Here is a 12,074-nt window from a genome sequence, read left to right on the forward strand (position 1 = left end):
CCGCACGCGCGCATCGAGCGGGCAGGCCCAACCCCAGGGCGATGGTGTCGCGCCGTCGTCGCCGCGCTCCAGGAGATCGTCAACGCGACGACGGTTCCCGCGTCGGAGTAGCCCCTTCATCGGCGGGTTGTCAGAACCAGCTCTCCTGCATGTCCAGCGTGGTCCGGTCCAGCCCTTCCAGCAGGTCGAACTGCGCCGCCACCTTCGGCAGCTCCCACCTGTAGAAGTACCGCGCCGCCTGCCGCTTCCCGGCCAGGAACTCCCCCTCGGTCCCCTCCGGCGACCCCAGCGCCTCCACCGCCAACACCTGCTCCAGCCACATCCAGGCGATCACCACGTGCCCGACGGCCTCCAGGTAGACCGTGGCGTTGGCCAGCGCCAACTCCGGGTCGCCCGACGCCCACAGCCGGCGCGTCACCACCGCGATGCGGTCCGCCGCCGCGCCGAGCTGCCCGGCGAGCTCCGAGGCGGAGCCCTCGGCCTTCCACGCCCGGCTGACCGTGCTGCGGATGGTTTCCAGCAGCAGTTGCAGCGCGGCCCCGTCGCGCATGGTGACCTTGCGGCCGAGCAGGTCGAGTGCCTGGATACCGTGGGTGCCCTCGTGGATGGCGTTGAGCCTGTTGTCCCGCCAGTGCTGCTCGACGTCGTAGTCGCGGGTGTAGCCGTAGCCGCCATGCACCTGGATGGCCAGGTCGTTGGCGGCCAGGCACCACTGCGCCGGCCAGCTCTTGGTGATCGGGGTGAGCAGGTCCAGCAGCAGGTGCGCCCGCTCGCGGTCGGCCTCGGCGGGGGCGGTCTTCTGCTCGTCGAGCAGCCGTCCGCAGTAGAGCACCAGGGCGAGCGCGCCCTCCACGTAGCTCTTCTGGGCCAGCAGCATCCGGCGTACGTCGGGGTGGCCGACGATCGGCACCTGCGGCGTGGTGGGGTCCTTGTCGGCGACCGGCCGTCCCTGGGGGCGCTGCCGGGCGTACGCGACGGACTTCAGGTACGCGGTGTAACCGAGCGCGGTGGCACCGGCCCCGATGCCGATGCGCGCCTCGTTCATCATGTGGAACATCACCGTGAGCCCCTGGTGCGGCTGCCCCACGAGATAGCCGACCGCCCCGGCCCGCCCGTACGGCCGGTGCAGGCCCTCGCCGAAGTTGAGCAGCGTGTTCGTGGCCCCCCGGTAGCCGAGCTTGTGGTTGAGCCCGACAAGCACCACGTCGTTGCGCGGGCCGGGCGTGCCGTCGTCGTCGAGCAGCACCTTGGGCACGATGAACAGCGACAGGCCCTTCACGCCGGGCGGCGCGCCGGGGATGCGGGCGAGGACCAGGTGGACGATGTTCTCAGTCAGCTCGTGGTCCCCGGCTGAGATCCACATCTTGGTGCCGACGATCCGGTAGGTGCCGTCGTCCTGCGGCTCGGCCCGCGTGGTGAGGTCGGTCAGTGAGCTGCCCGCCTGCGGCTCGGAAAGGCACATGGTGCCGAAGAACCGCCCCTCGACCATCGGGCGGACCCAGGTGTCCACCTGCGCGGCGCTGCCGTGGGCGAGCAGCAGATTGGCGTTGCCGAGGGTGAGCATCGGGTATGCCGACGTGCCCACGTTGGCGGCCTGGAACCAGGCGAAGGCGGCGGCGGCCACGGCGTGCGGAAGTTGCATCCCGCCGACCGACTCGTCCATGGTGGCGGCGAGCAGCCCGGTGCCGGCGAACGCCTCCAGGGCGGCCTTCACCTGCGGAATGGTGCGCACGTGCTGGCCGTCGAACGTGGGCTCACCGGTGTCGGCGGCCCGGTTGTGCGGGGCGAACCGTTCGGCGGCGACCCGGGCGGCGAGGTCCAGGACCGCGTCGAAGGTCTCCCGGGAGTGCTCGGCGTAGCGGGGCCGCTCGGTCAGCCGGGTCACGTCCAGCCAGTCGTGCAGCAGGAACGCGAGATCGCGGCGGGACAGCAGCAGATCGGATGAGGACAACGTGGACTCCTTCCGGTCAGCCGCGGCGCAACCCGGCGACGGCCTCCCGCAGGTCATCCTGACTGATCGGTGCCGGCGGCGCACCCTCCGTCGCCTCACGCAACGCCTTGGCGAGTTGCAGCCGGCGCAGCGCCTCGCGCAGATCCGCGCCGGTGAGCCCGGCCGTGTCGGCGGCCAGGGCGGCCGGGTCGACGTCGTCGGCGAACATCCGGAAACCGGGCCGCTCGTGCCTGTCGACCAGCTCCCGGATCATCTTGGCGAGGATCTCCGCGCGCCCGGCCTCGTCCGGCGCGGGGATGGCGATTTTCAGGTCGAAGCGGCCGGAGCGGATCAGGGACGCGTCGACACGCTGCGGGAAGTTGGTGGTGGCCACCACGATCACGTCGGGGTTCGCCTCGAACAGCGTGTTCATCTCCTGCTTGAAGATGCCCGCGACGGCGTTGACCGCCTGGCTGGCCGCGTCGCCGCCGGCCCCGGCGTAGCTGATGATCGAGTCGAACTCGTCGAAGAGCATCACGGTGGGCCGGCGGTAGCGGCGCGCGTCCCGGAAGATCCGCTTGACGTTGCGTTCCGAGCCGCCGAGGAACTTGTCCAGGATCTCCGGGGTACGGATCTCCACGAAGTCCGCGCCGATCTCGTTGGCCAGGGCCCGGGCCAGCATGGTCTTGCCGGTGCCCGGCGGCCCGTACATCAGGATGCCCTGCGGGCGGCGCGCGCCCCAGCGGGCCATCGCCTGCGGATGCCGGAACGACACCGCCACCTCGCGGAACCGGGCGACCACGTCGGACAGGCCGCCGACCTGATCGAGGGTCACCGTCTCGCTGCGCGGTCCGGGCACCGCGACCGGTCGCCGTCCCACCAGGTAGGTCCGGCCGCGCAACACGGTCGGCTCGACGCTGTCGCCGGCCAGTTCGCGGACGGCCTGGAACAGCACGCCCAGCACCGCCCGCAGGTGCGCCGGGCCCACCTCCGCGCTGGGCACGTCCACGCGGATGCGTACCGTGCCGTCGCGTTGGTCGACGTGGGCCCGCACGCCCGCCTCGCCGGCGGCGCGCAACACGGTCCGGCCGGCGGGGTCGCCGGGTGGTGCGACAAGCGCGACACCCGCCGGCCGCGGCCACAGTCGCCGGCTGGCCTGCACCGCCACCCGGCCCGCGGCGGCGGCCGGGCCGTCGCCGCCCCGGGCGACCAGCCGTTCGGCGAGCAGCAGGCCGACCGGCCCGGCCAGCCCCAGGGCGAGCAGGCCGGCCGGTGCGGCCTCCACCCGCAGGTACGCCTCGAAGCGGTGCACCGGCGGCCCGTCGGCGGTGTCGGCGCGCACGGTGCAGCGGACCTCCCGGACCGGGGCCGGGAAATCGCCGCCGGTCAGCAGGTCCACCGGCCCGTCCGTGGCGGCGGCGAGCAGCCCGGCCGGGTCGGTGATGTGCACCTCGGCGCCGAACAGCGGCAGCGTCTCCTCGTCCGGCCGAACCTCGTATGCGGTCATCGGCCCTCTTCCGTCGCGGTGGCGTCCGACTTCGAGTCTGGCACCGGCCCGGCCCGGCGGCCACCGCTCAGCGCGGCCGGGCGAGCGGACCGTCGACCAGCTCACGGGGCAGCCCGTGGGTGTCGTGCAGCCAGTGGTAGTCGTGCTCGGTCAGCGGGCCGCGCGCCCGGACCCGGTCGACGAGCGGCCTGCCGCGTCGCAGCAGCCCCCGGAAACGGCGCTCCTCGTCCACGAGCGTCGCGTGCGGCGCGCCGGGGTCGAGCGGCGAAGAGTCCGGTGCGCCGGGGCGGGCCGGCTGGCCGAACCGGCGCAGGGTGTCCGAGAGGACCTGCGGCGGCAGCTCGGCCAGGCCGCGTGCCGGATCGTCGCGCCACAGGACGGTCAGCGCGCGGCGCACCAGCCGGCGCAGCACGTACCCGCGACCGGTGTTGCCGGGGCGTACCCCGTCGCCGAGCACGACCGTCGCGGCGCGCAGGTGGTCCGCGACGATCCGCAGGTCCGGCGAGCGCACGCCCCACCGGTCGCCGGCCGCCTCCACCCACGGGCGCAGGCCGTCGCCGGTGAACACGGACGGGTCGCCGCGCAGCACCATCTCCAACCGTTCCAGGCCCATGCCGGTGTCGATGCTGGAGTGCGGCAGCGGCGTGAGCCGGCCGTCGGGGTGCCGGTGGTGGCGCATCTGCACGTGGTTCCACACCTCCACCCAACGTCCGTCGCCGCTCGGCGTGCCGGTCGGCGGGTCGTCGCCGGTCCACACGAAGATCTCCGAGTCCGGCCCGCAGGGACCGGTCGGGCCGTTGGACCACCAGTTGTCCTCGCCCAGCGTCTCCACCGGCACGCCCAGTCCGGTCCAGGTGTCCCGCGCGACCTCGTCCGGCCCGATCCGCCCGTCGTCGCTGCCGCCGAACACGGTGGCGTGCAGCCTTCCCGCCGGGATGCCGAACCCGTCGGTGAGCAGGTCGAATCCCCAGCGCAGGCTGGTCGCGATGTCGTAGTCGCCGAGCGACCACGACCCGAGCATCCGGAACACGGTCAGGTGCGTGGCGTCGCCGACCTCGTCCAGGTCGGTGGTGCGCAGGCACCGCTGCGCGTTGGCCAGCCGCCGGCCGCCCGGGTGCGGACGGCCCAGCAGGTACGGGGTCAGTGGATGCATGCCGGAGGTGGTGAACAGCACCGGGTCGCCGGGCGGCGGTACCAGCGGGTGCTCCGGCGCGTCGCGGTGGCCGTGCCGGCGGTAGTGGTCGAGGAACGTGCGGACGATCTCGTCGCTTGTCATGGCGGGCGCCTTCCGGGTACGGGTGACCGGACGGCCCGCCGCGCGAACGGTGGCGTGCACACGACGACGCCGGCGGACCGTCTCCGGTCGCCGGCGTGGGGTGGGGCAGGTCAGGCGGCGGCAACCGGCGAGCGGGAAGCTCGCGCGGCTGCGGCGGTGCTGGTTCGCCTGCTCTGCATACCGCTGACGGTAGCGCGACCCGCGCGGTCGTGCCCAGCGGTTTTCCCGGCCCGGCGCCCGGCCTGGCGCGCACACGGCGAGGTCCCGGCCGGTGGATGTCCACCGGCCGGGACCGAAGAGGTCAGCGGGTCAGGCCGTGCCGGAGGCGGCCAGCGCGGCCGGGGCGACCGGCTGCCGGCGGCTCTCGCGGTTGGGCAGGGACAGGCGGATGACCTTCCACCAGGCGGAGGCGACCTGCTTGGGCAGCGGTCCGGTGGTGTAGTGCAGGCCGTACCTGTCGAACAGCGCCCGCACCTGCGGGGCGACTTCCTGGTAGCGGTTGCTCGGCAGGTCCGGGAAGAGGTGGTGCTCGATCTGGAACGACAGGTTGCCGGTCATGATGTGCAGCAGCCGGGGGCCGCTGATGTTGGCCGAGCCGAGCATCTGCCGCAGGTACCACTCGCCGCGCGTCTCGCCCTCGATGGACTCCTTCTCGAAGGTCTCCACCCCGTTCGGGAAGTGCCCGCACATGATCACCGAGTGGCTCCACACGTTGCGCAGCAGGTTCGCGGTGAACGTGGCGGCGAGTGTGGACAGGAACGAGGGGCCGGAGAGCAGCGGGTGCACCACGTAGTCCTTGAGCACCTGACGGCGGATCTTACGTCCGACCGCCCTGGCCTTGGCCCGGAACTTCGGGTCCTTGAGCCTGCGCTGCTTGAGGTGGTCGCCCAGCTCCATGTCGTACGCGGCGATGCCGTACTCGAAGAACGCGGCGTTGAGCAGGTTCCACACCGGCTGGCCCAGATGCATCGGGTGCCACGGCTGGTCCTCGTCGACGCGCATGATGCCGTAGCCGAGGTCGTTGTCCTTGCCGACCACATTGGTGTAGCGGTGGTGCAGTTCGTTGTGCGACTGCTTCCACTGCTCGGCCGGGGAGACGTGGTCCCACTCCCAGGTGGTGGAGTGGATCTTCGGGTCGCGCATCCAGTCCCACTGGCCGTGCAGGACGTTGTGCCCGATCTCCATGTTCTCCAGGATCTTGGCGACCGTGAGGCCGGCCGTGCCGACGATCCAGGCCGGCGGGAACAGCGACAACAGCAGCACCGCCCGGCTGCTGATCTCCAGTGTCCGCTGGGTCTTGACCACCTTGCGGATGTAGCGGGCGTCCCGCTCCCCGCGGTCGGCGAGGACCCGGTCCCGGATCGCGTCCAGCTCCTTGCCGATGATCTCGATGTCCTCGGCGCTCAGGTGGGCGATCGGGTTGTCGGCCTTCTTCTGGATGACGGTCACGTGGTGGCTCCTCAGATATCGATGTCGCAGGTGCCTGCGGCGGCCGAGACGCACGTCTGCACGAGCACCCCGTCACCCGGCACGGCCGTGGTCACGTCGCCGTTGCGCAGGTCGCGAACCGCGCCCTGCCGCAGCGGTACGACGCAGCCGAAGCAGATACCCATCCGGCACCCGGACGGCATCAGCACTCCGGCGTTCTCCCCCGCGTCGAGCAGGGTGGTGGCGCCGTCGGACTCGACGGTCACCCCCGCCCCGGTGTAGGTCACCGTGCCGCCCTCGCCCGGCGTGATGACCGTCGGGCGGAACCGCTCGGTGTGCAGCCGCTCGGTGAGCCCGTGGGAGGTCCAGTACCCCTCGACGGCGTCGAGCATGCCGATCGGCCCGCAGGCCCACGCCTCGCGGTCGAGGTGGTCGGGCACCAGGTCGGCCAGTTCCGCCACGTCCAGCAGGCCGGCGGTGGCGGTGTGCCGCTCGACCAGCCGTACCGTGCCGCGCTCGGCGAGCGCGCGCAGTTCCGCGCCGAAGATGACGTCGTCGCGGGTGGGCGCCGAGTGCACGAGCACCACGTCGGCCCGGTCGGCCAGACCGGAGCGCAGCATCCCCATCACCGGGGTGATGCCGCTGCCGGCGGTGAGGAACAGGACCCGCTCCGGCGGGGCGGTGGGCAGCACGAAGTCGCCCTGGGCCTGGTCTAGGTGGACGAGCGTGCCGGGTCGGATGCGGCGTACGAGATGGTTGCTGACCTTGCCGTCGGGGATCGCCTTCACCGTGACGGTGATCCGGCCGTCCACGGCGCCGGGCGCCGAGGTGACCGAGTAGGCGCGCCACTGGCGCACCCCGTCTACGTCCACGCCGAGGCGGACGTACTGCCCCGGCAGGTGCCCCTGCCAGCCCCGACCCGGCTGGATCACCAGGGTCGCCGCGTCCCGGGTCTCCGGGCGGACGGCGACGAGCCGACCCCGCAGCGGGGCGCCCGCACGCAGTGGCGCGACCAGGTCGAGGTAGTCGTCCGGCAGCAACGGGGTGGTGACCGTTCCGGCCAGCCGCAGCAGCCTGTCCCGGAAGGAGCCCTTCTGGGAGCGGCGGGGGGCAGTTGTGGTCATATAACCAGAGTGACCGCCCGATCGCATAAACTCTTGACCTGCAAAGGTGAAACAGTCGCGGGTTTTTGTTCGGAGGGAACAATATGTCGCTGGAGGCCGGGGCCGGACACCGTGCCGCCCACCTCAACCTCGACGTCGGCATGGCGGCGACGCTGCGCGGCCAGCTGCCGGTGGTCGCCGAGCGCACGGTCTCCGCGATCACCGCCGAGGTCCCGGACTACTCCGGCGCGCTCACCGGCGCGATGCGGGCAAAGATCGAGAACGCGGTACGCATCGCGCTCGACACGTTCCTCCAGCTCATCGAGGGTACCCAGGCGTTCGACCCCAGCACTCCCCTGACCCCCGCGCTGGAGGCCGCGTACGCGCTGGGCAGCGGCGAGGCCCGCTCGGGGCGCAGCATGGACGCGCTGCTGGCCGCGTACCGGGTGGGCGCCCGGGTGGCCTGGCGTGAGGTGTCCACCACGACGGTGCGCGGCGGGCTCGCCGCCGCGACGGTCGCCGAGTTCGCCGAACTGATGTTCGCCTACATCGACGAGCTCTCCGCGGCCAGCGTCGCCGGGCACTCCGACGAGCTGGCCAGCGCCGGCCGGGTCCGCCGCCGCAGCCTGGAACGACTCACCCAGCAGTTGCTCGCCGGTGAGCCGGAGGAGTCGCTGCGACGCAGCGCCGAACGTGCCGACTGGCCGCCGCCGCAGACGCTCACCGTGGTGCTGTTGTCCCGCCGGCACCTGCGCGCGGTGCTGGCCATGCTCAGCCCGCACACGCTGGAGAGCGGCGAGGACCTGCCCGGGCTGAACCCGGTCGAGGAGCTGGCCGTGCTGCTGGTCCCGGACGCGCACGGCGGCCGGCGCCGCCAACTGACCCGGCTGCTGCACGGGCACCGGGCGGTCCTCGGACCGGCCCGTCCCTGGCACCGGGTCGCCGCCTCCTACCAGCGCGCCGCCCGGGCTCTCGCCCTGGGCGTCGGCCAGCCGGACGCCGGGCCCGTCGACACCGAACGGCACCTGTCGACGCTGCTGCTCAGCATGGACCCGGAGGCCCTGGCCGACCTGCGCGCCCAGGCCCTCGCGCCGCTGGCCGCGCTGCCGCCGGCGACCGCCCACCGGCTGGCTGAGACGCTGCGGTCGTGGCTGCTGCACCAGGGACGCCGCGACGACGTGGCGGCGGACCTGTTCGTGCACCCGCAGACCGTGCGCTACCGGATGGGCAAGCTCCGGGAGCTGTTCGGCGACCGCCTGCACGACCCGGCCACCGTCCTGGACCTCACCATCGCCCTCGCCGTACCCCCGGAGCCGGAGGCGACGACCGGCTGACGTGCCGCCACGACCGGCCCGGTCACCGGGGACCGGGCCCTCCGGCCCTGGTCACCGCAGCCGACGGCGGGCAGGGTCGACAGGGGACGACCAGCGAGGAGGCGCCACCATGAACCGGTCATCGACGCCCGTCGAGCAGAACCCGGCGGTACGGGTGCTGGAGGCGGCGGCCCACCAGTCCCTGCACGCCCCCTCGGTGTTCAACACCCAGCCCTGGCGCTGGCGGGTCACCGCCGACGCGCTGGAACTACGCGCCGACCCGGACCGGCAGCTCACCCACACCGACCCAGACGGCCGGCTGCTCATGCTCAGCTGCGGCACCGCCCTGCACCACGCGCGCGTGTCGCTGACCGCGGTCGGCTGGGCGGCCACCGTCGAACGGTTGCCCGACCCGGCCGACCCGACGCTGCTGGCGCGGCTGCACGCCACCGGCCCGACGGACCTCGACGTGCCGGCGGGACGACTCGTCGACGCGATCCCGCGCCGCCGCACCGACCGCCGCGCGTACGGGGACCGGCCGGTGCCGGAGGCGGTACTCGCCCGGCTCGGCGACGCCGTGGAGGCCGAGGGCGCCCACCTGCACGTGGTCCGGCCGGATCAGATGCCGATGCTCGCCGTCTCGACGGGACGGGCCGCCGACGCCGAGCTGGCCGATCCGGCGTACCGCGAGGAACTGCACAGGTGGACGAACCGTCCGGCGGCCGGCGGCGACGGCGTGCCCGCGACGAACGCCGTGCGGCCCGCACCACGGCGGGTGCCGCTGCGCGACCACACCCCCGGCGGGGCGGCTGGACTCAGCGCCGGCCCGGACTTCGACCGGGGCGCGGCGTACCTGATCCTGTTCGGTGACCACGACGAGCCGGCGGCCTGGCTGCGCGGCGGCGAGGCGCTGTCGGCGCTGCTGCTCACCGCCACCGCCGAAGGGCTGGCCAGCGCGCCGCTGAGCGACGCCGTCGAGCTGGCCTGGCCGCGCCGGATGATGCGTGACCTGCTCGCCGGCCTCGGCGAGGCGTACCTGGTGGTGCGGGTCGGCTGGGGCCCGAAGGCCGAACTGCCGCCCACGCCGCGCCGCGCGGCGGCCGACGTCATCGAGGTGGCGGCCCCGGCGCGGTGACCCGCCGTCGTGCGGCCCACGCGGTCGTGGGGAGTGAGCGCCGTCGAGCAGTGAACCCACCGTCCCGGCCGGGCGGGCGGGTTCGGCCGGTCTCAGACCGGTGGGATGCCGGAGCGGCCGATGGCCGACATGTCGTCGCCGATCTCCGTGGTGCCCCCGGCGGTCGGCGTGCCCCCGGCCTCGGTACGGTCCTCGACGCAGGCGTCGCCCAGCCCGTGCATCAGCTCGCCCACCGCGGCCAGCGCCGAGCCCTTGTCCGGGTAGGGCCGCCCGGTGGCGAGCATCCGCCCGTCGTCGCCGACGACGGTGAACCCCACCGTGCCGCCGGACCGGCTCTCGATGACGAACTTCACCATGCTCCTCCCCCGGCGGGCCGCGCTCAGCGCACGCCGTGCGATTGCAGCCACAGCTCCAGCAGGCCTAGTTGCCACAGCTTGTTGCTGCCGGCGGCCGCCTGCGCCCGGTCCGGCTCGGTGAGCAGCTCGTCGACGTAGGCGCGGCGGAACAAACCGCGCCGGCGTGCCTCGGGCGCACTGAGCGCCTCCACGACCAGCTCCCGCACCGGCCCGTCGACGTTACGCAGCGCCGGCACCGGAAAGTAGCCCTTCGGCCGGTCGATCACCTCGGCCGGCAGCACCTCCCGGGCCACCTCCTTGAGCACGCCCTTGCCGCCCTGCGCCAGCTTGTGCTCGGGTGGGCACGACGCGGCCAGGGTCACCAGGTCCTGGTCCAGGAACGGGGTGCGCACCTCCAACCCCCACGCCATGCTCATGCTGTCCACCCGCTTCACCGGGTCGTCGGGCAGCATCAGGTGCGTGTCCAGGCGCAGCACCGCGTCCACCGCGCTCTGCGCGCCCGGCGCGGCCAGCTCCGCGGCGACCAGCTCGCCGCTGGCGTCCCGCTCGCAGGCGTACGCCGGGTCGAGCACCCGGTTCAGCCCGGCGTGGTCCCGGTCGAAGAACGCGGCGGTGAACTCGGCCGCCGCGTTTCCGCGTGTGGCCCCGGCGAGCCGGTGGTGGTAGCCGTAGCCGGCGAACACCTCGTCGGCGCCCTGCCCGGACTGCGCCACCTTGACGTGCCGGGCCACCTGCTCGGAGAGCAGGTGGAAGGCCACCACGTCGTGGCTGCCCATCGGTTCGGTCATGGCCGCTACGGTGGCGCGTACGGCCGGTCCGAGGTCGTCGTCGGCGAGCCGGATGCGGTGGTGCTGGGTGTCGAAGGCGCGGGCGACCAGGTCGGAGTAGTGGAACTCGTCGCCGGTCTCGTCGCCCCGGCTGTCGAAGCCGATGCTGAACGTCCGGAGATGGCGCTGTCCGGCGTCGTGGAGCAGCGCCACGATCATGCTGGAGTCCAGGCCGCCGGAGAGCAGCACGCCGACCGGCACGTCGGCGACCAGCCGCCGGCGGACCGCGGTTCGCAGCGCGTCCCCGATCGCGGCCCGCCAGTCGTGGGCGTCCATGTCGGCGTGGGCCGGGTCGCGCCGGTACTCGGGCCGCCAGTAGACGTGCTCGCGGCTGCGCCCGTCGGCCTCCACCACCCGGACGGTGGCCGGGGGCAACTTACGGACGCCGCGCAGGATGGTGCGCGGCGCCGGGACGATCGAGTGCCAGGACAGGTAGTGGTGCAACGCGATCCGGTCGATGCCGGTGTCCACGTCGCCGCCGGCCAGCAGCGCCGGCAGCGTGGAGGCGAACCGCAGCCGGCCCGGCGACTCGGCGAGGTAGAGCGGCTTGATGCCCAGCCGGTCGCGGGCCAGGACCAGCCGGCGCCGCCGCCGGTCCACCAGCACGACCGCGAACATGCCGACCAGGTGGTCGACGAAGCGTTCACCCCACTGCGCGTACGCGACCAGGACCACCTCGGTGTCGCTCGTCGAGTGGAAGGTGTGCCCGGCCGCGCGGAGTTCCTCGCGCAGTTCGGGATAGTTGTAGACGCACCCGTTGAACACGAGCGCGAGCCCGAGGTCGTCGCGGACCATCGGTTGGCCGCCCGCCTCGGACAGGTCGATGACCGTCAGCCGCCGGTGCCCGAACGTCACCCAGTCGTCGCTCCACCCGCCCTCGCCGTCGGGCCCGCGCGAACGCATGGCAGCGGTCATGCGGATCACCGCGTCGGCGTCGGGGGTGGCGCCGTCGAACCTGGCCTCACCGCAGATCCCGCACATCCCCGCGACTACCCGAGCTGTGACGCAGGAAACGCGGGATGGGCGGATGCCGAGCCGGGATCCGAGCGCCGTCGTACGGTGGCGGTACGGGCCACGTCGCCGGGGCGGTCCGGCCACGGCACGTGGCCATGATCTACGACGCCTGCCAGGAGGACGTGTGTTCGCCAATTCCGAGGAACTCCTGCGATACCTCGCCAACGAGGACGTCAAGTTCGTCG

Annotated in this window: 9 protein-coding genes; 2 read left to right on the forward strand and 7 right to left on the reverse strand. The window is 73.3% G+C overall.

What is annotated here, in order from left to right; translation table 11 throughout:
* Positions 1–130 precede the first annotated feature (130 nt).
* The 5 genes from ACLQ2X_RS23395 to ACLQ2X_RS23415 all read right to left on the reverse strand — a co-directional run bounded on the left by ACLQ2X_RS23395 (position 131) and on the right by ACLQ2X_RS23415 (position 7,265).
* Positions 131–1,951: an acyl-CoA dehydrogenase gene (locus tag ACLQ2X_RS23395; protein ID WP_425683228.1), complete on the reverse strand. Its 1,821-nt coding sequence runs from the start codon at positions 1,949–1,951 to the stop codon at positions 131–133.
* Positions 1,952–1,967: 16 nt separating this feature from the next.
* On the reverse strand, positions 1,968–3,437 hold the full coding sequence (locus tag ACLQ2X_RS23400) for an ATP-binding protein (RefSeq protein ID WP_425683229.1): 1,470 nt from the start codon (positions 3,435–3,437) through the stop codon (positions 1,968–1,970).
* Positions 3,438–3,504: 67 nt separating this feature from the next.
* Complete coding sequence (locus tag ACLQ2X_RS23405) at positions 3,505–4,713, reverse strand: alanine--tRNA ligase-related protein (RefSeq protein ID WP_425683230.1); 1,209 nt, start codon at positions 4,711–4,713, stop codon at positions 3,505–3,507.
* A gap of 309 nt (positions 4,714–5,022) precedes the next feature.
* Positions 5,023–6,162, reverse strand: a complete 1,140-nt coding sequence (locus ACLQ2X_RS23410) for a fatty acid desaturase family protein (RefSeq protein WP_425683231.1) — start codon at positions 6,160–6,162, stop codon at positions 5,023–5,025.
* A gap of 11 nt (positions 6,163–6,173) precedes the next feature.
* Positions 6,174–7,265 carry a ferredoxin reductase gene (locus ACLQ2X_RS23415; protein ID WP_425683232.1) on the reverse strand — a complete coding sequence of 364 codons (1,092 nt, stop codon included), beginning with the start codon at positions 7,263–7,265 and terminating at the stop codon, positions 6,174–6,176.
* Between the two features lie 83 nt (positions 7,266–7,348).
* Here ACLQ2X_RS23415 and ACLQ2X_RS23420 point away from each other — a divergent pair, with 83 nt between their 5' ends.
* Both ACLQ2X_RS23420 and ACLQ2X_RS23425 read left to right on the forward strand, forming a co-directional pair.
* Positions 7,349–8,578: a PucR family transcriptional regulator gene (locus ACLQ2X_RS23420; protein ID WP_425683233.1), complete on the forward strand. Its 1,230-nt coding sequence runs from the start codon at positions 7,349–7,351 to the stop codon at positions 8,576–8,578.
* Positions 8,579–8,687: 109 nt separating this feature from the next.
* Positions 8,688–9,692, forward strand: a complete 1,005-nt coding sequence (locus ACLQ2X_RS23425; RefSeq protein WP_425683234.1) for an Acg family FMN-binding oxidoreductase — start codon at positions 8,688–8,690, stop codon at positions 9,690–9,692.
* 92 nt (positions 9,693–9,784) lie between these two features.
* On the opposite strand, the gene ACLQ2X_RS23430 is transcribed toward ACLQ2X_RS23425, so the two are convergent.
* Together ACLQ2X_RS23430 and ACLQ2X_RS23435 are read right to left on the reverse strand one after the other, a co-directional pair.
* Positions 9,785–10,048, reverse strand: coding sequence for a hypothetical protein (locus tag ACLQ2X_RS23430; protein ID WP_425683235.1), 264 nt, complete (start codon positions 10,046–10,048; stop codon positions 9,785–9,787).
* Between the two features lie 23 nt (positions 10,049–10,071).
* The gene (locus ACLQ2X_RS23435; RefSeq protein ID WP_425683236.1) at positions 10,072–11,856 is read right to left on the reverse strand and encodes an N-acetylglutaminylglutamine amidotransferase; all 1,785 of its coding nucleotides are present in this window, start codon (positions 11,854–11,856) and stop codon (positions 10,072–10,074) included.
* Positions 11,857–12,074 lie beyond the last annotated feature (218 nt).

Source organism: Micromonospora sp. DT31, from assembly GCF_049841795.1.
GTDB lineage: Bacteria > Actinomycetota > Actinomycetes > Mycobacteriales > Micromonosporaceae > Micromonospora.